The organism is Amycolatopsis sp. ATCC 39116 (assembly GCF_000231075.2).
In the GTDB taxonomy this organism is placed as follows: Bacteria; Actinomycetota; Actinomycetes; order Mycobacteriales; family Pseudonocardiaceae; genus Amycolatopsis_E; species Amycolatopsis_E tucumanensis.
Genome location: NZ_AFWY03000024.1, coordinates 55185 through 77493 on the forward strand (window position 1 = coordinate 55185; position 22309 = coordinate 77493).

Sequence of the window (22309 nt, forward strand, 5' to 3'; positions counted from 1 at the left end):
GTCAGAACCCTGTGGTGGTGGTTACGCTTTACCTGTGACCACGCGTAACAGCAATGCGGCTGACTATGACGTCATCGTGGTCGGATCGGGGTTCGGCGGCAGCGTCGCCGCGCTCCGGCTGACCGAAAAGGGCTACCGGGTGGCCGTCGTCGAGGCGGGCCGCCGGTTCGCCGACGACGAGTTCGCCAAGACGTCCTGGGATCTCAAGCGCTACCTGTGGGCGCCCGCGCTCGGCTGCTTCGGCATCCAGCGCATCCACCTGCTCCGCGACGTGATGATCCTGGCCGGCGCGGGTGTCGGCGGCGGGTCGCTGGTGTACGCCAACACGCTGTACCGGCCGCTCAAGCCGTTCTACCAGGACAAGCAGTGGGCGCACATCACCGACTGGGAGTCCGAGCTCGCGCCGTACTACGACCAGGCGAGCCGGATGCTCGGGGTGGTCACGAACCCGAGCGTCACGCCGTCGGACGAGGTCATCCAGAAGGTCGCCGCCGACATGGGCGTCGCCGACAGCTACCACCCGACGCCGGTCGGGGTGTTCTTCGACAAGCCGGGCGAGCGCGTGCCGGACCCGTACTTCGGCGGGGCCGGTCCGGAGCGGACGGGCTGCACCGAATGCGGCTCGTGCATGACCGGCTGCCGCGTCGGCGCGAAGAACACGCTGGTCAAGAACTACCTCTACCTCGCCGAACAGGGCGGCGCGCAGGTCATCCCGCTCACCACGGTCACCGCGGTCCGCCCGCGCGGGGACGGCTCGTTCGAGGTCGACGTCCGCAAGACCGGCACCAGGTCGAAGCGGTTCCGCACCACGCTCACCGCGGGCCAGGTCGTGCTCGCCGCGGGCACCTGGGGCACGCAACGGCTGCTGCACGAGATGCGCGACCAGGGCACGCTGCCCCGCCTGTCGCCGCGGCTGGGCGAGCTGACCCGCACCAACTCCGAGGCCATCATCGGCGCGGGCCGCCCCACCGTGGACCCGGAGCGCGACTTCAGCCGCGGCGTGGCGATCACATCGTCGTTCCACCCGGACGAGTCGACGCACATCGAGCCGGTGCGCTACGGCAAGGGCAGCAACGCGATGAGCCTGCTGCAGACGATCGCGACCGACGGGTCGGTGCCGACGCCGCGCTGGCTGCAGGCGGTGCGGTTCCTGGTCAAGCACCCGGTGCAGAGCGCGAAGCTGCTCAACGGCTACCGGTGGAGCGAGCGGACCGTGATCCTGCTGGTGATGCAGAGCCTGGACAACTCGATCACCACCTACACCAGGCGGGGCCTGTTCGGGCGGCGCAAGTACACGTCCAAGCAGGGGCACGGCGAGCCGAACCCGACGTTCATCCCGGCCGGGCACCAGGCCAACGAGCTGACCGCGAAGCACATCGACGGCACCGCGGGCGGCACCTGGGGCGAGGTGTTCGACATCCCGCTCACCGCGCACTTCATCGGCGGCGCGCCGATCGGCACCAGCGCCGAGGACGGCGTGATCGACCCGTACCACCGCGTGTTCGGCTACCCCGGACTGTCCATCGTGGACGGCACGGCGATCACGGCGAACCTGGGCGTGAACCCGTCGCTGACCATCACCGCCCAGGCCGAGCGGGCGTTTTCGTTCTGGCCCAACAAGGGTGAGGCCGACAAGCGGCCGGAGCAGTCGAAGGGCTACCGGCGGATCAAGCCGGTCCCGCCGAAGAACCCGGCGGTCCCGGCCGACGCGCCGGCCGCCCTCCGACTGCCGCTGGTGTCTACAGGTCGATCCCGGCGAACACGGTGACCCGCTCCTCGGTGAGGTCGTGCATGGCGGCGAGCACGCCTTCGCGGCCCACCCCGGAGCCCTTCACACCGCCGTAGGGCATCTGGTCCGCGCGGTAGGACGGCACGTCGCCGATGATCACGCCGCCGACCTCGAGCTCGGCGGAGGCGCGGAACGCGAGGCGGACGTCGCGGGTGAAGACGCCGGCCTGCAGCCCGTAGGCGGAGGCGTTGACCGCGGCGAAGGCCTCGTCGGCGTTCTCGACCACGGACACGGCGAGAACCGGGCCGAAGATCTCCTCGGACCACGCCTTCGTCTCCGCGGGCACGCTGGTGAGCAGCGTCGGTTCGACGGTCGCGCCCTGGCGCGAGCCGCCTGCCAGCAGCTTCGCGCCCGCGGCGACGGCCTCGTCGACCCAGGCGACGATCCGCTCCGCGGCCGCCTCGTCGACGACCGGGCCGACGTCCACGGTGGAGTCGTACGGATCGCCGGTCCGCTGCGCGGCGATGGCTTCGGCGAGCGCGGGGATGAACTCGTCGGCCACCGAGCGCTCGACGATGACGCGCTGCACCGCGATGCACGACTGGCCGGCCTGGTAGTTGCCGAAGGTCGCGATGCGCTGCGCTGCGCCGGTCAGGTCCGTCCAGTCGCCGAGCACGACCGCGGCCGCGTTGCCGCCCAGCTCCAGGACGACGTGCTTGCGTGGCGCGGCGTCGGCCAGGGACCAGCCGACCGGGCCGGAGCCGGTGAACGACACGACCGGCAGGCGCGGGTCGGCGACCAGTTTCGCGGTGTCCTCGTTGCCGAGCGGGAGGACCGAGAACGCGCCCTCCGGGAGGTCGGTCTCGGCCAGGATCTCGCCGAGGACCAGCGCGGACAGCGGGGTGCGCGGGGCGGGCTTGACGATGATCGGCGCGCCGACGGCCAGCGCGGGGGCGACCTTGTGGGCGACGAGGTTGAGCGGGAAGTTGAACGGCGCGATGCCGAGGACCGGGCCGCGGGGCACGCGGCGGACCATGGCGAGGCGGTTCTCGCCCGCGGCGTCGGTGTCCAGGCGCTGGAGGTCGCCGGAGAAGCGGCGGGCCTCCTCGGCGGCGATGCGGAAGACCGAGACCGCGCGGCGCACTTCGGCTTCCGCCCACTTCAGGGGTTTGCCGTTCTCGGCGGTGATGAGTTCGGCGAGCTCCTCGGCGCGCGCGGCGAGTTGCCTGGAGGTGTGATCGAGGGCGGCGGCCCGGACGTGGGCCGGTGTCCGGCGAAGCGCAGGCGCGACGGCGACCGCGGCGGCCACCGCACGCTCGACCTGATCCGGCCCCGGCACGGCGACGGTCGCCACGTCGCTGCCGTCGAAGGGGTGGTGCACGTCCAGGGTGGCCGTCCCCTGCTCCGCCCGGCCGGCGATCCAAGCCGGCCGCGGTTCCGGCGTGATGGTGTCCATGCCGACAAACTTAGAGCGCCGCACGAAAGGTGGTTTCACGTTCCACGCGCGCCGCGAGCATCGCCCCGATCGGGTGATCTCAGCAGGACGGGTTCTCCAGGCTGGGCCGGACGACCCAGTTGATCTCCCAGAGCCAGAAGCCCCAGGTGAGCACGGCCGCCCCGGCGAGGGCGGCCACCAGGGCGAGGCTTCGGGACGTCCATCGCCGGGTGACCCACACGAGGATCGAGCAGGCCGCGGCGGAGTAGCCAGCGAACAGGATCAGCTTCGGAACCATGATGATCAGGAGGCCCATCCCCGCTGAGGGTTCGAGGTGGTCGGCGCCGCAGGCGGTGAGGTACCAGCCCACGGCCTGTTCGCTCGCCAGGAGCCAGGCGATCCCGAGGGCGATGTGCAGCGTCCCCCAGGCCAGCCCACCCAGGCACCCGCGCAGGACGGACCGGAGGTCACTCTCGGCGGGGTCGGCCACGCCCCACGATCGTGTGCGGCGAGCGGTGCGTTACGGAATACGCGGCGCACCACCCCTGTTGTACGAGTTGGTCGGTGCGGTCCGTGTCCCCCGGGCCTCACCTATATCGCCGTCAGGGAACACCGGTGCGAGCCGGAGCCCTGTTCGGACCTTTCGCCGAGAGGCGACCGCCGTGCCGGCCACCCACACGTCAGACAGGCCCCGGGCCACGCGTCCGGGGCCTTCGTCGTTACCACGTCCCCGGGCGCACGTGACCCAGCCCACCTGGGACGATGGAAGACACACGTCGTCCTGATGGAGGTCCGGTGTCCAATCCGAGCGGTCCGGTGCTCGTCGTCGACTTCGGCGCGCAGTACGCGCAGCTGATCGCCCGCCGTGTCCGCGAGGCGCAGGTCTACTCCGAGGTGGTGCCGCACACCGCCACGCGCGACGAGATCCTCGCGAAGAACCCCTCGGCGATCGTCCTGTCCGGCGGCCCCGCCAGCGCCTACTCGCCGGACGCGCCGGGCATGGACCCCGAGCTCGCCAAGTCCGGCGTCCCGATCTTCGGCATCTGCTACGGCTTCCAGGTCCTCGCCCAGGCGCTCGGCGGCACCGTCGAGGCCACCGGCAACCGCGAGTACGGCCGCACCGAGGTGCACATCCCGGCCGACGGCGGCATCCTGCACCGCGAGCTGCCCGAACGGCACCAGGTGTGGATGAGCCACGGCGACAGCGTCACCAAGCCGCCGGCCGGCGCGAAGGTCACCGCGACCTCCGAGGGCGCCCCGGTCGCCGCCTACGAGAACGTCGACGACCGCATCGCCGGCGTCCAGTACCACCCCGAGGTCCTGCACTCGCCGCACGGCCAGGAGGTCCTGCGCCGCTTCCTGCACGACATCGCGGGCATCAAACCGCAGTGGACCACCGCCTCGATCGTCGAGGAGCAGATCGCCCGCATCCGCGAGCAGATCGGCGAGGACGGCCGCGCGATCTGCGGCCTGTCCGGCGGGGTCGACTCCGCCGTCGCCGCCGCGCTGGTCCAGCGCGCCATCGGCGACCGGCTCACCTGCGTCTTCGTCGACCACGGCCTGCTGCGCCGCGGCGAACGCGCCCAGGTCGAGCGCGACTTCGTCGCCGCCACCGGGGTGAACCTGGTGACCGTCGACGCCCGCGAGCGCTTCCTCGGCGCCCTGGCCGGCGTCACCGACCCGGAGCAGAAGCGCAAGATCATCGGCCGCGAGTTCATCCGCGTGTTCGAGCAGGCCGAGCGCGACCTCAAGGCGCAGGGCGACTACCGCTTCCTCGTCCAGGGCACCCTGTACCCGGACGTCGTCGAGTCCGGCGGCGGCACCGGCGCGGCCAACATCAAGAGCCACCACAACGTCGGCGGCCTGCCGGACGACCTGCAGTTCGAGCTGGTCGAGCCGCTGCGGCTGCTGTTCAAGGACGAGGTCCGCCGCGTCGGGCTGGAACTCGGCCTGCCGGAGACGATCGTGCACCGGCAGCCGTTCCCCGGCCCCGGCCTCGGCATCCGGATCATCGGCGAGGTCACCGCGGACCGGCTGGAGACGCTGCGCGCCGCCGACGCGATCGCCCGCGAGGAGCTGACCGCGGCCGGCCTGGACCGCGACATCTGGCAGTGCCCGGTGGTGCTGCTCGCGGACGTCCGCAGCGTCGGCGTCCAGGGCGACGGCCGCACCTACGGCCACCCCGTGGTGCTGCGCCCGGTGTCCAGCGAGGACGCCATGACGGCCGACTGGACCCGCCTGCCCTACGACGTGCTGGAGCGCATCTCCACCCGCATCACCAACGAGGTCGCCGAGGTCAACCGGGTCGTGCTGGACGTGACCAGCAAGCCGCCGGGCACCATCGAGTGGGAGTGATCCGGGACTGACCTGGGGGCGGCGTGTCGCTGGCCGGCATCGCGTTGATCGTCGTGGCGGTGTTCCTGTTCCGCCGCGCGCGCAAGGCGGGCGCGCAGATCCGGGCCATGACCGCCACGCCCACCCTCACGGTCGCGCAACTGGAGCAGATGCGGCGGATGGTTCCGCGGCCGCGACCCGAGGGCGGGAAACGGTTGCCGAAGGGCAGGCGCCGTCGAGCTTCGTGCTCGTCGATCCGCAGCGCCGCCCGATCGAGCTGGTCGCGGACGGCGCCCGGCCGGAGGCCGTGGAAAAGCCGGTCGATTCCTACCAGACCGATTTCCGGGCCGAGACGGTCGAGTTCCTCGGCCTCCAGTGGCCGCGGGGCCGGGGCACCCTCGGCTTCCACTACGAGGAGTGGATCGTCCGGCCCGGCACCTGGCTCTACGTCCTCGGTGAAGCGCGTGACGTGACTGGCTCGCTGGTCATCGGGAAGCCGGAGGACGGCAGCGATTTCATCATCGCCGCGAAACCGGAGGGCGAGCTGCGTGCGGGCCGGGGCCGTCGCCACCGCCTGCTCGGAGCCGCCGCCTGCGCGCTGGTCCTGGTCGGCCTCGCCCTGATCGTGACCGAATTCTGGATCATGGCCTGAAAAAAGGGAGCCGCGGACACCTCCGCGGCTCCCTCTGGCCTGGCAACTCCCGGCGTCAGTCCCGCCGGCCTCCCCGCATCGACGCGCCCAGCATCAGCACCCCGACGAGCACCGCGCCGCCTGCGAGCACCCACTTCAGGTCGAAGGAGGGCAGCCACGAGGCGCCGTCGGACAGGACGTAGGCCGACACCAGCAGCGTCGCGATGCCGAGGATCAGCGTGACGACGTCCACCCCGCGCCGCCGCTCCGGCGGCGCCGGCGTCTCCGTGTCGTGGGCGTAGGGGTTCTCAGCCACGGCGCACCTCCAAGCTCCCGACGCCCTGGTCGGCCTTCAGCGTCAGCTGCAGCCCGCCCGGACCGTCGATCCCGTAGTCCACCCCGGTGATCGGGGCGATCCCGACCCCGTTGGTCTCGCGGCCGAAGCAGCTCACGTCACCGGCCTGCGACTCGCAGGAGTACGTGACGTCCGCCGTCGCCGGCACGCGGATCGTCGTGTCGCCCGCGCCGAGGTGCACCTCGGTCGTCACCGGCACGTCCGCGGGCAGCCTGGTCAGGTCCAGGTCCATCGTCCCGGCCGTGCGCTGGTAGCTCGGCAGCACCTCGGCCGCGCTCGTCGGCGTGGCCCGCAGGTCGCCCAGCCCGCCGGAGTAGTCGGCGACGGGGACCGTGGTGAGCGCGACGCCCGCGATCGACAGCGGCACCGCCAGCACGGCCAGCTTGCGGCCGCCACCGGCGAACGCACCGGCCACCATCCCGACGCCCAGCACCCCGAGCACCAGCCCGATGACGTGCTGCGGCGAGAACCACGCCTCACCGGACGAACCGATGGCCGCGCCGATCCCGGCGACCAGCAGCGCGATGCCGAAGGTCGCGACACCGATCTTGCTCGTCCGCCGCGGCGCGCGCGGCGGTGGCGGCGGGGCCGGGGCCGGAGGCGGAACCGGGTCCGGCAGGTCCCATGCCATCGGGTCCGCGCCAAGCGGGTCCCACCCGGACTCGGCCCGCTCGGTGGTGCCCGGCGCGCTCATCGAGAACGCGGCGGGTCCGACCTCGGTGGCCACGCGGGTCACCGGCACCGGCCGGTTGACGTGCCCGCGGCCGCGGTGCAGCAGGTACAGCGCGGTGACCATCATCGCCGCGCCGATGATGCCGCCCCCGTCGAACCAGCCGCCGGCGAACGCCCAGCTGGACAGCGGGAAGAACAGGATGGCCAGCACGATCGTCATGTGCTTGGACATCGAGCTGCGGCCCTGCCCGAACAGCGACTCGATGGGCGACACCTCGTCACCCTCGGCCGGGAACAGCAGCCAGCACAGCAGGTACAGCGAAGCGCCGACGCCGCCGAACACGGTCGCCGTCACGAACGCCACCCGCACGATCACCGGGTCGATGCCGTACCGGTTGCCGATGGCCGCCGCGACGCCGCCGATCTTGCCGCCCTTGGCGGGACGGCGCGGCCGGCTGGCCCAGAAGTCCTTCACGGTCTCCTCGAAACCGCCCAGGCCTTGCGGTTTCGGAGCCTCTGCCGTGTCGTTCATGGTGCCCAGCATGCGGCAGCGGCCCCGCGCGCACATCGGGGAACGACCCTGAGTTTGCGACGGCCGCGATCCCCGGGGTTTTCCCCGATGAATCGTGGTTGCGGCCGTGTGACCATGGCAGAACCATGGATCACGTGCAGGAGAAGCCGCGCACCGAGACCGGCATGCCGCTCCCGCGCCCACCGGGCGAGGGAGCGGTCGTGCCTGCCGCCGGGAGCGCGCTGGCGGAGGTCGACGAGCGGCCCAAGATGTATCGGCGCCGGTCGAGCCGGGTCGTGGCGGGTGTCGCCTCGGGCCTGGCCGACCACCTCGGCATCAAGGTGCTGTGGGTGCGCGCCACGTTCGCCATCCTGGCCGCGTTCGGCGGGGCCGGGCTGGTGGCCTACGGGCTGCTGTGGGTGTTCGTGCCGCAGCGGCGCCGCGAGGAGACCGAGACGCCGGCCACGCCGCGGGAGAAGCAGCAGGCCATCGGTCTGCTCATCCTGGGCGTCGGGCTGCTGGTCGCGGGCGGGGCGATCACCGGCGCGATCAACGGGTGGGTCGCGGTGCCGCTGGCGCTGGCCCTGGTCGGCGCCGCGGTCGTGTGGCGGGAGGCCGACGAGTCGCAGCGCCGCCGCTGGCGGGACGGCGCGCGGTCCGGCGTCGCGGGCATGGTGCTCGGCGGCGGCGGGTGGTCGGCCGCGATCCGGATCCTCGCCGGTGTCGCGCTGGTGATCACCGGCATCGGGGTCGTCGTGCTGCGCAGCGGGTCGCTCGACCAGGTGCAGTTCGCGCTGCTCGCGGTGCTCGCGACGCTGGTCGGGGTGGCGGTGCTGACCGTGCCGTTCTGGCTGCGGATGGGCCGCGACCTGGGGGAGGAGCGCCGGGCCCGCATCCGCACCGAGGAGCGCGCGGAGATCGCCGCGCACCTGCACGACTCGGTGCTGCAGACCCTGGCGCTGATCCAGAAGCAGTCGGAGTCGCCCAAGGAGGTCGCGCGGCTGGCCCGCAGCCAGGAACGCGAGCTGCGCGGCTGGCTCTACGGCCCGTCCGGTTACGGGACGCCGGAGAAGAAGGGCGAGGACCGCTCGGTGGCGTTCTCCCAGGCGATCGCAAACGCTTGCGGCGAGGTCGAGGACACCTTCGCGATCTCGGTGTCGCAGGTCGTGGTGGGCGAGGCGCAGCTGGACGACCGGCTCACCGCGCTGGTCTTGGCGGCCCGCGAGGCGATGGTCAACGCGGCCAAGCACGCGGGGGTCGACGAGGTGAGCGTCTACGCCGAGGTCGAGCCCACGGCGGTCACCGTGTTCGTGCGGGACCGGGGCAAGGGCTTCGACCCGGAGACCGTGTCGGAGGACCGGCATGGCCTCGCCGACTCGATCCGGGGGAGGATGGAGCGCAACGGCGGCACGGTACGGCTGCGCACGGCGCCGGGGGATGGGACCGAAGTGCAGCTGGAGATGCCGGTGAAAGCCGATTCTGGAGGGACGCGTTGAGCGAGACACCGCAGCCGAAGGCCCCGATCAGCGTGTTCCTGGTCGATGACCACGCGTTGTTCCGGGCCGGGGTGCGCACGGAACTGGACTCGATCACCGACGAGGTGCGGGTGGTCGGCGAGGCGGGTTCGGTCGCCGAGGCGGTCGCCGGCATCGCCCGGACGAAGCCGCAGGTCGTGCTGCTCGACGTGCACATGCCGGACGGTGGTGGCGCCGAGGTGCTCCGCCGGGTCCGCACCGACCTGCCGGACGTCGTGTTCCTGGCGCTGTCGGTGTCCGACGCGGCCGAGGACGTCATCGCCGTCATCCGCGCCGGCGCCCGCGGGTACGTCACCAAGACCATCTCGTCCAAGGAGCTGGTGCGGGCCATCGCGCGGGTCGCCGAGGGCGACGCGGTGTTCTCGCCGCGGCTGGCCGGGTTCGTGCTGGACGCGTTCGCCGACCGCCCGGGCTCGGCGCCGATCAGCGACCCCGAGCTGGACCTGCTGACCCCGCGCGAGCGGGACGTGCTGCGCCTGCTCGCGCGGGGTTATGCCTACAAGGAGATCGCGTCGGAGCTGTTCATCTCGGTGAAGACGGTCGAGACCCATGTGTCCAGCGTCCTGCGCAAGACCCAGCTGTCCAACCGCTACGAGCTGTCGCGCTGGGCCTCGGACCGCAGGCTGGTCTGAACCAGCACCCGGCGCCGCACGCGGGTCAGGGCGACTCCGGCGAGCACGACGGCGACTCCGGCGAGGATCCGCGGGTTGAGGTCCTCGCCGAGGAAGACCGCGCCGAGCGCCAGTGACACGACGGGCATCAGGTAGCCGACGGTGGATGCGGCGACCGCGCCTTCGGTCGCCAGTAGGCGATAGCTCAGCGCGAACGCGACGCCGGTGGAGAACACCCCGAGGATCACCACGGCGATCACCGGACCCGCGGACAGGTGCACCGGCGTGGTGCCACCGGCGGGCATCGCGAGCAGCGTGAACCCGGTCGCCGCGGTCATCTGCGCGCCCGCCAGCGCAACCGGCGACGAGCCGGTGCCGGACAGGTGCTTGCCCTCGTAGACGAAGACGAACCCGTAGCTCACCGCGGCGGCGACGCAGGCCAGCGCACCCCAGCTGAGCAGGCTGGATTCCTGCCACGGCGCGAAGATCAGCACGGTGCCGGCGAGCCCGGCGAACAGCCCGGCGAGCTTCGGCGGGTCGAGCCGCCGCTCGACGCCCATCAGCACGGCCATGAGCAGCGTCCACAGCGGGGTGGTCGCGTTCAGCACGCCGGTGACGCCCGAGCTGACCGTCTGCTCGCCGATCGCGAACAGCAGGAACGGCAGCGCGTTGTGGAACAGGGCGGCGACGAGCAGGTGCTTCCAGATCCGCCGTCCGGCAGGCAGGCGGTCGCGGGCGGCGTAGCAGAGCCCGATGAGGACGGCGCTGCCCAGGACGGTGCGGATGAGCACGATCTGGACCGGCGTGAACGCCTGCAGCCCGATCTTGATCCACAGGAAGCTCGATCCCCACATGAGTGCCAGCGCGGCCAGGCGCAGCAAGGTTTTCGTTTCGGCCACGGCCTTCACGATCGCGCCGGTGATCTGTAAGGACAAGCGAAAATCCCTACACGCTGCTGTTAGCAGAACTGTATTCTCGGGGCATGCTCGACGTCCGCCGGTTGCAGGTGCTGCGGGCTGTGGTGTCCAGCGGGTCGATCAGCGCGGCCGCGCGGAACCTCGGCTACACCCCGTCCGCGATCAGCCAGCAGTTGTCCACTTTGGAGCGTGAGACCGGCACGGCGCTGCTGGAGCGGGTCGGCCGCGGGGTGCGGCCCACGCCCGCGGGCGCGTTGTTGTCGCAGCACGCCGAGGTCGTGTTCGCGCAGTTGTCCAAGGCCGAGTCCGAGCTGGCCGACCTGAAGGCGGGCCGCACGGGCCGCCTGGCGATCCGCTATTTCGCGACGGCAGGCGCGTCGCTGGTGCCGCCCGCGGTGGCGGCCATCCGCCGCGACTACCCCGGCGTGCAGCTGGACCTGCGGCTGCTGGAGCCTGGTGAGGCGCTGCCGCAGGTGGAAAACGGGGACGCCGACGTGGCGATCGTGGTGTTCTCCGGCTCGTACTCGAAGCCGGGTGTCGAGCTGTGCCACCTGTTCGACGACCCGTACCGCGTGGCGCTGCCGAAGAGCCACCCGCTGGCCCGCAAGCGGGTCGTGGACCTGGGCGACCTGGCCGACGAGCCGTGGATCAGCAACGAGGGCGTGCCCGGCCCCTGCCGGGACGTGCTCATGGCCGCCTGCGGGGCCGCCGGTTTCGTGCCGAACTTCGTGATGGAGTGCGAGGACTACGCCACGGCGCAGGGCTTCGTCGCGGCCGGTCTCGGCATCAGCCTGGTGCCGGTGCTGGGCCTGGGCGCACCCCAGCCCGGCGCGGTGATCCGCCGGATCCGCAACCCGGAACCGATCCGCCCGATCCACGCTGCCGTGGCCACCCGGTCACGCGACCAGCCCGCGGTCCGCCACCTGCTGGAGGTCCTCAAGGACATCAAGAACGACGTCGCCGCATAACACCACACACCACGGCGACCCGGCAACGAAAGCCACCCACCCACGAGCCAGCCCCCTCCCGCAACCCGATCCCCAGCCAAACACTGAAAGATCGGGTTCGGGAGGGCACCAAGATCCGGGCGTAGCGAAGCGAAGCCCGGCGCTCGAGAAACCCGCGTAGCGCCCGCTCAGAGAAAAAGAAGCTGCGTAACCCCGATCCCAATAGCCGCCGCGACCAGCACAGCCATCGTCGCGAGGATCAACTGCCGCGCCCGGACCGGTGAGATCCGCACCAACGGCTCCTTCGGCGGAGGCGGCGGCGACGGCGGCCGGAACGCGGGCACGGTCGGCAGCGCGGGCGCGGTGGGCGGGATGAACGCGGTCTGCCGTCCCTGCGTGATCGCCTGGAACGAGGTGATGCTGTCGCCGAGCGTGGGGCGGCTCAGCGGGTCCTCGCGCAGGAGCTTCATCAGCGCGGGCGCGAGCACACCGGCTTTCTCCGGTTGCCGCAGCGGCCCGCCGCCGTGGTCGCCGTAGGGCGGCACGCCTTCGACAGCCGTGTAGAGGGTGGCGCCGAGCGAGAACGCGTCGGTGGCCGGCGCGGCGGTCGCGCCCCGCGAGAGTTCCGGGGCCCGGTAGGCGGGGTTGAAACCGGCGCCGGTGAACCCGATGTCGGTGACCTTGACGCCACCGTCGTCCGCGAGCAGCACGTTGCCCGGCTCCAGCCCGCGGTGCACCACACCGGCCCGGTGCGCCGCGGCCAGCGCGGACGCGAGCTGGATGCCCAGGAACGCGGTCTGGTCGGGCGTGAGCGTCCCGTACTCGCTCAGGAAGTCCGCCATGTTGCGGGAGGGCACGTACTCCATGACCACCCACGGATCCGGCCCGTCGCGGAGCACGTCGTAGACGCCGATCGCGCAGGCGTGCTGGATCCGCATCGCGGCGCGGCCCTCTTCCAGCGCGGCGGCGACGGACTGCTCGCTGTGCCCCGGCGCGACCGACATCTTCTTGGCGGCCACCGTGCGGTTCAGCTGCGTGTCGTACGCCAGCCACACGATTCCGGCGCGGCCACGACCGATCGGTTGGTCCAATCGGTACCGGCCGCCGACGAGTGCGCCCTCAGTACCCACTACACCCTCTCGTCGTCCCGGCCTGTCGGATAGTCACCCACCACCCTACTGACCGATCCTGAACGTTTCCGGCAGTCGACTCAGCCGTTCCCGGCAGGCGAAGTCGAGGTGTTGGTTGCCGTGTTCGACGTCGACGGCTCCGACGAGCTCGTCTTCGGCGGGCTGGACTTGGTGGGCGAGCTGGTCCGCGGCGTCGAAGTCTCCTCGGCGGAGCTGCGCCGCGAAGGGGAGGACTTCGTCGGCTCGTTGGCCTGGCTCGAGCGCGTCGCGGTCGGCGTCGAGCTCTCCGTCGTCTCCACCGACGAGCTGGTCACCAGCGGCGGCACCACCGGCGGGCTGGTCTCGGTGGTGTTCGTGGTGTTGTTGTTCGCCGGCGTGAACAGCCAGATGCCGAGCGCCACGAGACCGGCCACCACGACGGCGCCGATCGCGGCGGGCACCTTCCACTTGCCCCGCTTCTCGTCCTCGTCGTCCGCCGCGGCGGCCCGGGGCTCGTCGTCGTAGCCGTCGTAGCCCGCAGGCACCGCGCGCGTCGCGCCCTGGCGGTCGTAGTCGTCCGTCGGGTACGCGGCGGTGGCGGCGTACGGGTCGTCCGAGTAGTCGTCGTACTCGTCGTAGAACTGGTCGCTCGCGCCGCCGGCCAGCGTGCCGGAGTGCGCGCCGAGCTCGTCACCGCGGAAAGCCCGCGTGGCGCCGGCTCCGGCCGCCGCGCCCAGCGCTCCAGCCGCGAGCGCGCCACCGGCGAGCGCTCCGCCGGAGGGCGAGAACCGCGTCTCGTCGTCCGGACCGCCCAGCGGCGTCTCACCGCGCGCCACGGCCGCGAGCAGCTCCTCGGCCTCCGCGGCGGTCGGGCGGTGCTGGACCTCCGGGTGCAGCAGCACGGCCAGCACGCTGGCGAGCGGACCGGACTGCCGCGGCGGGTTGATCTGCCCCGCGGCGACCGCGTGCAGCAGGCTCAGGGTGTTCTCGCTCAGACCGAACGGCGGCTGGCCCTCGCACGCGGCGTACAGCGTGGAGCCCAGCGAGAAGACGTCCGCCTCCGGGCCCGGGTCGCCACCGATCGCGACCTCCGGCGCCAGGTAGGCCGGGGTGCCCGCGATCATGCCGGTCTTGGTGACCGTCACGTCGTCCTTCGCACGCGAGATGCCGAAGTCCGTGATCTTCACCACGCCGTTGTCGGCGAGCAGGATGTTGCCCGGCTTGATGTCCCGGTGCACGATCCCGACCGCGTGCGCCTCCTTGAGCGCGGCCGCGATCTGGGCGCCGATGCGCGCGACCTCGCGCGGCGGCAGCGTCTTCCGGTCGCGCAGCAGCTCGGCGAGGCTCGTCGACGGCAGGTACTCCATCACCAGGCACGGGTGGCCGTTGTCGTCGGTGACGACGTCGAAGACGGAGATCGCGTTCGGGTGGTGCAGGCGGGCGGCGATGCGGCCCTCACGCATCGTGCGCTGCTTGGCGTCCTCGGCCTCGTGCTGGTCCAGCCCCGGTTGCAGAAGCAACTGCTTGATCGCGACCGAGCGGCCGAGTACGTCGTCGTGCGCCTGCCACACGGCACCCATGGCGCCGCTGCCGATTCGCCGCTCGATCCGGTACCGGCCGGCGACCAGGCGACCCTCGTCGCTCACGCGACCTCCTTCGGGGGCTGTTTCAGGGCGCGACAGTGCCGCACGCCTGGAAGCCTATGCACGTAGCTCGGCCCGTGGGCCGGGGGTTGGGCCAGATCCGTCAATCAAGGCTAGGGTGCTCACTCTGCGCGCATGCATCCGGCACTGTCTGGGGCGGCCCGGACCGTGCCTGGTATGACGTCCGCTACAGCTCCTCGGCGGCCAGCAGGACCGCTTCCGAGATGCTGCGTCCGGCCTCGTCGAGCCCCAGTTGCTGGGTGACGCGCAGCCGGGTGCCGTCGTCGCGGCGCATCAGCACCACGGCGAGCACGGACCCGTCCGGCTGCACGCGCGTCTCCACCACCTCGACCTGGCGCATGGTGCTCCACGCCCGCACCAGGTCGCCGGCCTCTTCACCGGCCAGCGCCGGGCTGAGCAGGTCCAGCGCCTTCTCCGGTGCGGAATCGACCCGCCGGTAGAACTCGTTGACCACCGCCAGCTTCTCCGCGTCGGTCAGCACGGGGGCGGTCGTCGTCGTGGTCGCGGAGCCCTCGGGCGCGACGGGCGCCCCGGTCTCCGCGGGCTGGGTCTGGGCCACCGGCACCTGGGTGAGCGGGGTGCTGGTCGCCTCGGCGTGACCCACGGTGTTGCTGCCCTGCTTGCCGCCCGGCGCGCCGCCCGCGGCGAACCCGCCGAGCGCGGCCGCCCCGGTGATCTGCGGCGGGGCGGGGCTGACCGGCGCTGCCGACTGGTCCCGGCCGCGGCTGAGCACCGACGACGCAACGACCGCGCCCACGAGCAGCGTGCCCGCCATGGTGAGCCCGGTGAGCTTGGCGAGCTTCGCGCCCCGGCTCTCCGGCTCCCGCTGCGGCTCGGTCCTGGTCCGGACGCGCGGCGGCGGCAGGTACTTCCGCGGCTCGCGGAACACCTGTGTGAGGTACTCGCGGTCGACCATCTCGTTGTCGAGGATCTCGGGGGAGATCAGCTCCTCGACGCGGAGTGCGTCCGGCGTGCGGGTGGCGCGACGCCGTTCGTGTGCGACTCTCATGGACCTGTCGTCTGGATCTTCCGTCTCGGGGGGACTGGCCGGGGCTGTCTAGCTGTTAATCAGCGAACCCCCGTACCGCGTTACCTGCCACACCCGATCGGTGGAGGGGCACCGGGGAACGACGAACGGCAGTCACCGTCACCCACCTGGAGCAGTGCGGTGGTCAGGCACCGTCGTTGGTGATTTTGTCGCCGGAGAACTCCAGCGTGCGCTCCTCGGTGACCTCGCGGCCGTCCTTGTAGACGGTCTGCACGGTGCACACCGTCTTGCCGTCGTACTGGTGCACGCGGATGTGCTTGACCTGGAAGTACGCCACCTCGGCGTACTTGCGCTCCAGCCCCTGCGGGCCTTCCTGCTTCAGCTCGCCGTCGGTCAGGCTCGCGGCGGCCTCGGGGTTCTCGGTGACGGTGTCGAGGTAGGTCTGCGAGTTGCTGGCCAGTGTCTTCGGGTCCTCGTCCGCGTACGCGGCGAACCGGTACGGGTCCGCCTCGTAGGGCGCGGGGGATGGCGCCGGCTTGGGCGGGACGCTGCTGGTGGTCGGCGTCGCGGTGGTCGTGCCGCTCGCCGGCCCGCCGGTCGCCGAGGTGTCGCGGACCGTGCTCGATCCCGCGGGCGCGCGCACGCCCGCGCTCTCGGTCGGCCGGGCGCTGGTCGCGCCGGTGTCCCTTATGTCGTCGCGGGACGTGCTGGAGGTGCCGCTCTCGTCGCCGCCGGAGCTGGGCGGGGCGATCTGCTCGCCGGAGAGGGTGGGCACCCCGCCGCCGAGGCCGGGCACCCACGCGCCGCCGGCCTGGTCCGGCGCCGGTTTCGCGACGAACGCAGAGCCGGCGAACATCAGCGCGACGACGACGCCGCCCGACGAGGCGGTGGCGAACCAGGCGGCCTTGCGCCAGCTCCGCGGCGGGGTGACCGACGCGGGCACGTTGCCGAGGTCGAAGGAGCCGAGGCCGGTCACCGGGGCCGCCTCGTACACGCGCACGTCGGTGTCCTCGGCCTCGCGGCGGCGCGGCGGGGTCAGCTTGACCTTGGTCCGCTGGGGGCGCTGTCCCGGTTTCGCGGCAGGCGGCGCGGGCTGCTCGGGCGGGGCAGGCGGCTCGGGCAGGGGGAGCTCACCGTGCGCGGCCGGGAAGACGTCGGTGGTGGAGGTGCGTTCGGTCAGCGGCAGCGAGCCGCGGGCGGGGGCGTCGAACGGCTCGGAGCTTCGCGGGTGCACCGGCATCGGCCGGACCGGCTCCGGAGCCCGCCGGGCGGCCGGCGGGTGCGCCGGGACGACCGGGGTCCAGGTTCCGGCACCACGGCGGTGCCGGCCGGTCCGGGAACGAGAGCTTTCCGTGAAATCGGCCCCGCGTGTCATGCCGTGTGGACACCGCCCTCTGCGTCGTCTGACGCCGGAAAGAGGCCGATTCGACCGAATGGAGCAGGCCGTGCATGTGCGGGTGCACGTTCGTCTGCACGCGCACGGCCTGTCGCCGGGCGCGCGGAGCCGAATCTGGGGCATCCCACGCCCTAAAGAGTAAGAGCCCGCGCCGGTCGTCAAAGCGTGAGCCCGCAAGTTCACTCTGTTGGGGCGTCGGCGCTCCGGTCACCCACCGCTTCGGTAGCGCGCCTGGGTCGACTGGAGGGCCTTGGTCGCGACCGCGCCGCTGCCCGCGGCGACGATGATCGCGAGGATGTCCATCCCGGTGCCACCCGACGTGAACAGCCACGCGAGGAGCGCCGCGGCGGAGGTTCCCCCGGCGAGCGCCCACCGGCTGCGGACGTACTGCGCGACCGGCGCGCCGCCGGCCCGCTTGTTCGCCGCGTTGTTCAGCAGCGCCAGGTAACCCACATGGGCTAGCGAGGCGAGCACACTGGCGATCGCGATGATGACCGCGATGACGTTAATCATGTCTCCAGTGTGCCCGTCCGCCGAGCCACCGGACCTCCGGGAAGCCCCGGAAATCGGACGATTTTCAGCGGCCGAGCCGACCGCGCCCCAGGTTCAGCAACGCCATCGCGAGCTGGCGGCCGTCCGGGCCGAGTTCGCGGTAGCGGGCGAGCACGTCCATCTCGCGGTTGTAGACGATGCGGGTGCCGCCCGCGGCCATCCGCGCGGCGCCGATCGTCTGGGAGACCTCGACCCGGCGCTTGACGAGCCGCAGGATCTCGGAGTCGAGCCAGTCGATCTCCTTGCGCAGCTCGGCGATCTCCTCGGCCGTGGCGACGGGTTCGCCGGAAGTCTCCGGCGGGGTGGCTTTCTCGTTCGTCTGTGCGTTCATCGGGCCCTCCGGTCGGTTCCCGGACCCGCACGGCCCCGAAGCCGACGAAAGCCCCGGGTCCGCGGACTCCGGGGCTTGTGGTGACGGTGTGGTGTGGGCACCTACGCGATCACGGGAGCCGGAGTCCGGATCCCGTAGAAAAATCGGTACGCGTGGTGCTGCACGAGATCAGTATGGCACAACTCGCCCCCGGGCGCGGACGGCCGCGTGTGCGACCAGGCTCACGCCGAGCCAGAACATCGGGAACGCCGGCCAGAAGAACTCCGCGTCCGACACCGCGAACCGCGTGACGAGCAGCGCGGACAGCACGGCCGCCACCGCGGCGTGCACCCGCAGGGGCACGGGGAAGCGCGAGGGGCGCGGCGGCGTTGGTTCCGGTAGGTCCCGCGTGAGCGCGGACAGTTCGTCGACGTAGGTCGCGGCGTAGGCGGCGGCGAGGCGATCTTCGGCTTCGCCTAGGGTCAGCCTGCCCTCGCCGCTCGCTTCCTGCAGCCGGGTCGCCACGCGCTCCCGGTCCTGGTCTCCGGCGCGGATCCGGTTCGATGGTGCGTCCATGCCGTCGATCCTCCGCCGCGGCGAGCGGGCGCGCGTCCGTCCGCCGACGACACCTGGCGGTACGTCCGGCGCGGTAAACCGTCAGTGCCCCCGAGTAGCGTGGAGAACCGATGAGCACCCTGTTCGACCTCCCCGCCGAGCCGCCCGCGCGCCCAGCGCCGGGCCGCCACGCCGACCTGCTCGCCGACCTCAATCCCGCGCAGCGGGAGGCGGTCACGCACGCGGGCGCGCCGCTGCTGGTCGTCGCGGGCGCCGGGTCGGGCAAGACCCGGGTGCTGACCCGCCGGATCGCCTACCTGCTGGCCGAACGCGGCGTGCACCCGGGCGAGATCATGGCGATCACGTTCACCAACAAGGCCGCGGCCGAGATGCGCGAGCGCGTCAGCGACCTCGTCGGCAGGCGGGCCAACGCGATGTGGGTCTCCACGTTCCACTCGATGTGCGTGCGGTTGCTGCGCCGTGAGGCCAAGACGCTGGACATGTCGTCGAACTTCTCGATCTACGACGCCGACGACACGCGACGGCTGGTCACGCTCGTGGCGCGCGACCTGGACATCGACCCCAAGCGCTACCCGGCCCGCGCGCTGGCCGTGCACATCTCCAACCACAAGAACGAGCTGACCGACCCGGAGGACGCCGCGGCGAAGGCGTCCAACGACCTGGAGCGCCGTGTCGCCGAGGTCTACGCCGAGTACCAGCGGCGGCTGCGGCTGGCCAACGCGTTCGACTTCGACGACCTGATCATGCGCACCGTCGAGCTGTTCCAGGCCTTCCCGGACGTGGCCGAGCACTACCGCCGCCGGTTCCGGCACGTGCTGGTCGACGAGTACCAGGACACCAACCACGCCCAGTACACGCTGGTGCGGGAGCTGGTCGGCACGTCGACGAGCGAGTCCGGTGTCGAGCCCGCGGAGCTGTGCGTCGTCGGTGACGCCGACCAGTCGATCTACGCCTTCCGCGGCGCCACGATCCGCAACATCGAGGAGTTCGAGCGGGACTTCCCGGACGCACGCACGATCCTGCTGGAGCAGAACTACCGCTCCACCCAGACCATCCTGTCCGCGGCCAACGCGGTCATCGCGCGCAACCCGAACCGCCGGGACAAGCGGCTGTGGACCGACTCCGGCGACGGCGAGAAGATCGGCGTGTACGTCGCCGACAACGAGCACGACGAGGCGGCGTTCGTCGCGGGCGAGATCGACGCCCTGGTCGACCAGGGCCAGGCGAAGTACTCCGACGTCGCGGTCTTCTACCGCACCAACAACCAGTCGCGGGTGTTCGAGGAGATCTTCATCCGGCTCGGCCTGCCCTACCGGGTGGTCGGCGGCGTCCGGTTCTACGAGCGCCGCGAGGTCCGGGACGCGCTGGCGTACCTGCGGGTGCTGGCCAACCCGGAGGACACGGTCAGCCTGCGCCGCATCCTCAACGTGCCCAAGCGGGGCATCGGCGACCGGGCCGAGGCGTGCGTGGCCACCCACGCCGAGCGCGAGCGGATCTCGTTCGCGGCCGCGCTGCGCGACGCCGCGGCGGGCCGGGTCGCGCTGCTCAACCCGCGCTCGGCCAAGGCGATCGCCGGGTTCGTCGAGCTGCTCGACGGGCTGATCGAGCTGGTCGACAGCGGCGCGGAGGTCGCGGACGTGCTCGAAGCGGTGCTGGAGCGCACCGGGTACCGGGCGGAGCTGGAGGAGTCCGACGACCCGCAGGACGCTTCGCGCGTGGACAACCTGACCGAGCTCGTCACGGTCGCCCGCGAGTTCGCGGAGCAGGCGGCCGAGATGGCGCCGCTCGCCGAGGACGACGACGGGGTGCCCGAGCCGGGCTCGCTGGCGGCGTTCCTGGAGCGGGTGTCGCTGGTCGCGGACGCCGACTCGGTGCCGACGCCGGACTCCGACGGCGAGGAAGAGGACTCCGGCGTGGTCACGCTGATGACCGTGCACACCGCCAAGGGGCTGGAGTACCCGGTGGTGTTCTGCACGGGCTGGGAGGACGGGGTGTTCCCGCACCTGCGTGCGCTGGGCGAGCCCGCCGAGCTGGCAGAGGAGCGGCGGCTGGCGTACGTGGCGATCACGCGAGCGCGGCAGCGGCTGTACCTGAGCCGGGCGATCACCCGGTCGGCGTGGGGGCAGCCGATGACGAACCCGGCGTCCCGGTTCTTCGACGAGGTGCCGTCCGAGCTGCTCGACTGGCGCCGCGAGGAGCCGTCGTCCGCCGCCGAGTCGTCCTTCGGTTCTCCGCGCGCCGCGACCACCTGGGGCCGCCGCTCCCGCTTCGGCGAGGATTCCGCGCAGGCGGGCATCGCGGCCCGCGGCATGCGGTCGACGCCGTTCAAGGGCTGGCAGAACACGGTCGCGCTGAAGCTCGAGGTGGGCGACCGGGTCAACCACGACAAGTACGGACTCGGCACGGTGGTCGAGGCGTCCGGCGAGGGCCCCCGCGCCACGGCGACGATCGATTTCGGCAGTGCGGGCAAGGTGAAGCTGATGCTGATCGGCAGCGTGCCGATGGTGAAGCTGTAGGTGTTGCTGGCCGCGGTGGCGTGCCGTTCCTCGGCCGCCACCGCTGCCGTCACCGCGGTCGCCCGCTGGTGCCGTTTCCGCCGCCGACCGCGGCATCCATTCACGCTGTAGATCCTGTTCACCGTCACGCGCCGTCTGGCCGCGCGCCGAGGCTGCTGGCCGCCTGCGCCGTATCTGCCGCCATGGCATGAGCCCCGCCGCTGCGGCGCGTGCCGTCCCCCGGCCGCCACCGCTGCCAGCTGCCTTGCACCCCGCCTACCGCTGCCCGCAACTCAAGCGTGAGCACGCCCCATTAACCCGTTCGAGCGAACGTCGACCCCCGCTGCCCGACCGCGCCAAAACTGTCAGACCCCTCCGATACAACTGTCTCGAACGAAAGTTCGAACCCTCGGGAGGTCATGGTGTGGGCAGGCAGTGGTTCCCGTACGTGCGGGCGGGCGTCCTCGAACGCGTCGAGCGCATGGTCGCGCGTGCGGCTCGCGACGGCGCACTACCCGCCGCGGAGGCCCTCGTCGTCCTCGGAGCCTGGCAGGCGCTGCTGGAGCGGCACGGCGGGCCGGACGGCCGGTGCGTGCTGTGCCGCCGTACTTCGCGGCGGCTGTGCGGGGTCTGGCAGGTCGCGGTGGCCTATTTCGTGCGGCCGGACGCCCCGTGAGCGAGCCAGGGAGGGGCCGTCAGAGGTAGACGCCGCGGGCGGCGAGCCACGTGCGCGGGTCGACCTTCTTGGTGCCGTTCAGCCACACCTCGAAGTGCAGGTGCGGGCCGGTGCTCTGGCCGCGGTTGCCGATCTCGGCGATCTTCTGGCCGCACTTGACCTTCTGGCCCTCGCGCACCGAGTAGCTGTTCATGTGGCCGTACACCTGCACGGTGCCGTCCTCGAGCTGGATCTTCACCCACAGGCCGAAACCACTGGCCGGGCCGGCCTCGATCACGGTGCCGTCGGAGGCGGCGTAGATCGGGGTGCCGATCGAGTTGGCGATGTCGATGCCGTAGTGGCTGGTGCCCCAGCGGGCGCCGAAGCCGGAGGTGTAGGTGCCCTTCGCGGGCAGGCAGGTCTTCGGCCGGGCGGCCTCTTCGGCGGCGGCGCGGGCGGCTTCGGCGTCCCGGGCCTGGCGGGCCATCGTGACGTTCTCGCTGTCGGTGAGGCGCTGCACCTCGGCCGACGCGTCCGTGAAGTTGGCCGCGGGAAGGATCTCGGGAGCGCCGGTGGGGGCGTCACCACCGACGGCGAACGACGCGCTGGCGTCCTCGGCGTTGGCCAGCGGGGTCACACCGGCGTCGGAGGTCTGCACGGCCTGGAGGGTCTGTCCTGCGGCGGCAGCGGCGAACGCGCCGGCCGCGACCGCGGCGACGACGACCCGGCCGCGCAGCGCCGACGAAGGCGCAGGGAGCCGGTGGGCGCCCCGGACACGGACGACGGCGCCGTCCATAGCGTCGTCGTCGAGTTCCGGGGAAGGAGCTTGGCCGCCGGGGGAGCGGTATCGAGCCAAGTCAGGGCCTTCCGTTGCTCGGGGGGTCAGA

21 protein-coding genes are annotated in these 22309 nt (G+C 72.1%); 8 read left to right on the forward strand and 13 right to left on the reverse strand.

Going from position 1 to position 22309, the window contains the following annotated elements; all coding sequences use genetic code 11:
* The first annotated feature begins 34 nt into the window (after positions 1-34).
* Complete coding sequence (locus AMY39116_RS0323340) at positions 35-1768, forward strand: FAD-dependent oxidoreductase (protein WP_027936170.1); 1734 nt, start codon at positions 35-37, stop codon at positions 1766-1768.
* On the opposite strand, the gene AMY39116_RS0323345 is transcribed toward AMY39116_RS0323340, so the two are convergent.
* Positions 1740-3185 (reverse strand): aldehyde dehydrogenase family protein, encoded by a 1446-nt coding sequence (locus AMY39116_RS0323345; RefSeq protein ID WP_020420048.1) that lies wholly within the window; start codon positions 3183-3185, stop codon positions 1740-1742. The two genes, AMY39116_RS0323340 and AMY39116_RS0323345, sit on opposite strands and share 29 nt — an antisense overlap.
* Positions 3186-3264: 79 nt before the next feature.
* Complete coding sequence (locus tag AMY39116_RS0323350) at positions 3265-3654, reverse strand: hypothetical protein (RefSeq protein ID WP_020420049.1); 390 nt, start codon at positions 3652-3654, stop codon at positions 3265-3267.
* Positions 3655-3959: 305 nt separating this feature from the next.
* On the opposite strand from AMY39116_RS0323350, the gene guaA reads away from it, so the two are divergent.
* Both guaA and AMY39116_RS44770 read left to right on the forward strand, forming a co-directional pair.
* A complete protein-coding gene (gene guaA, locus AMY39116_RS0323355) occupies positions 3960-5519 on the forward strand; it encodes a glutamine-hydrolyzing GMP synthase (protein ID WP_020420050.1) in 1560 nt (519 codons plus the stop codon).
* Positions 5520-5526: 7 nt separating this feature from the next.
* Entirely contained in the window at positions 5527-6150 is a 624-nt protein-coding gene (locus tag AMY39116_RS44770) for a GIDE domain-containing protein (protein ID WP_084506145.1), read from the forward strand.
* A 55-nt stretch (positions 6151-6205) separates the two neighbouring features.
* Here AMY39116_RS44770 and AMY39116_RS0323365 read toward each other — a convergent pair whose 3' ends face one another.
* On the reverse strand, positions 6206-6445 hold the full coding sequence (locus AMY39116_RS0323365) for a hypothetical protein (protein WP_020420052.1): 240 nt from the start codon (positions 6443-6445) through the stop codon (positions 6206-6208).
* Positions 6438-7700 (reverse strand): PspC domain-containing protein, encoded by a 1263-nt coding sequence (locus tag AMY39116_RS0323370; protein WP_020420053.1) that lies wholly within the window; start codon positions 7698-7700, stop codon positions 6438-6440. Before AMY39116_RS0323370 ends, AMY39116_RS0323365 begins: the two co-directional genes overlap by 8 nt.
* A 113-nt stretch (positions 7701-7813) precedes the next feature.
* Here AMY39116_RS0323370 and AMY39116_RS0323375 point away from each other — a divergent pair, with 113 nt between their 5' ends.
* The gene (locus AMY39116_RS0323375) at positions 7814-9163 is read left to right on the forward strand and encodes an ATP-binding protein (RefSeq protein WP_020420054.1); all 1350 of its coding nucleotides are present in this window, start codon (positions 7814-7816) and stop codon (positions 9161-9163) included.
* Positions 9160-9834 (forward strand): response regulator transcription factor, encoded by a 675-nt coding sequence (locus tag AMY39116_RS0323380; protein WP_020420055.1) that lies wholly within the window; start codon positions 9160-9162, stop codon positions 9832-9834. The genes AMY39116_RS0323375 and AMY39116_RS0323380 overlap by 4 nt, the downstream gene beginning before the upstream one ends.
* Here the strand turns inward: AMY39116_RS0323380 and AMY39116_RS43465 are convergent.
* A complete protein-coding gene (locus AMY39116_RS43465; protein WP_039791713.1) occupies positions 9792-10712 on the reverse strand; it encodes a DMT family transporter in 921 nt (306 codons plus the stop codon). The two genes, AMY39116_RS0323380 and AMY39116_RS43465, sit on opposite strands and share 43 nt — an antisense overlap.
* An 83-nt stretch (positions 10713-10795) precedes the next feature.
* Between AMY39116_RS43465 and AMY39116_RS0323390 the strand changes: the two genes are divergently transcribed.
* Positions 10796-11698 (forward strand): LysR family transcriptional regulator, encoded by a 903-nt coding sequence (locus tag AMY39116_RS0323390; protein WP_020420057.1) that lies wholly within the window; start codon positions 10796-10798, stop codon positions 11696-11698.
* Positions 11699-11865: 167 nt separating this feature from the next.
* On the opposite strand, the gene AMY39116_RS0323395 is transcribed toward AMY39116_RS0323390, so the two are convergent.
* The 7 genes from AMY39116_RS0323395 to AMY39116_RS0323425 form a co-directional block, all read right to left on the reverse strand.
* Positions 11866-12807: a serine/threonine-protein kinase gene (locus tag AMY39116_RS0323395; protein ID WP_027936171.1), complete on the reverse strand. Its 942-nt coding sequence runs from the start codon at positions 12805-12807 to the stop codon at positions 11866-11868.
* Positions 12808-12887: 80 nt separating this feature from the next.
* A complete protein-coding gene (locus AMY39116_RS0323400; RefSeq protein ID WP_020420059.1) occupies positions 12888-14432 on the reverse strand; it encodes a serine/threonine-protein kinase in 1545 nt (514 codons plus the stop codon).
* Positions 14433-14616: 184 nt separating this feature from the next.
* Complete coding sequence (locus AMY39116_RS0323405; protein WP_027936172.1) at positions 14617-15459, reverse strand: hypothetical protein; 843 nt, start codon at positions 15457-15459, stop codon at positions 14617-14619.
* Positions 15460-15622: 163 nt separating this feature from the next.
* Complete coding sequence (locus AMY39116_RS0323410; protein ID WP_020420060.1) at positions 15623-16678, reverse strand: hypothetical protein; 1056 nt, start codon at positions 16676-16678, stop codon at positions 15623-15625.
* A 363-nt stretch (positions 16679-17041) separates the two neighbouring features.
* Positions 17042-17347: a hypothetical protein gene (locus AMY39116_RS0323415; protein ID WP_020420061.1), complete on the reverse strand. Its 306-nt coding sequence runs from the start codon at positions 17345-17347 to the stop codon at positions 17042-17044.
* A 64-nt stretch (positions 17348-17411) separates the two neighbouring features.
* Positions 17412-17717: a chorismate mutase gene (locus AMY39116_RS0323420; RefSeq protein WP_020420062.1), complete on the reverse strand. Its 306-nt coding sequence runs from the start codon at positions 17715-17717 to the stop codon at positions 17412-17414.
* Positions 17718-17885: 168 nt separating this feature from the next.
* Complete coding sequence (locus AMY39116_RS0323425; protein WP_020420063.1) at positions 17886-18272, reverse strand: DUF1707 domain-containing protein; 387 nt, start codon at positions 18270-18272, stop codon at positions 17886-17888.
* Between the two features lie 110 nt (positions 18273-18382).
* Between AMY39116_RS0323425 and pcrA the strand changes: the two genes are divergently transcribed.
* Positions 18383-20788, forward strand: coding sequence for a DNA helicase PcrA (pcrA, locus tag AMY39116_RS0323430; RefSeq protein WP_020420064.1), 2406 nt, complete (start codon positions 18383-18385; stop codon positions 20786-20788).
* Between the two features lie 403 nt (positions 20789-21191).
* Positions 21192-21443: a hypothetical protein gene (locus AMY39116_RS0323435; RefSeq protein WP_020420065.1), complete on the forward strand. Its 252-nt coding sequence runs from the start codon at positions 21192-21194 to the stop codon at positions 21441-21443.
* Positions 21444-21462: 19 nt separating this feature from the next.
* On the opposite strand, the gene AMY39116_RS0323440 is transcribed toward AMY39116_RS0323435, so the two are convergent.
* Positions 21463-22218 (reverse strand): M23 family metallopeptidase, encoded by a 756-nt coding sequence (locus tag AMY39116_RS0323440; RefSeq protein ID WP_020420066.1) that lies wholly within the window; start codon positions 22216-22218, stop codon positions 21463-21465.
* Between the last annotated feature and the right edge of the window lie 91 nt (positions 22219-22309).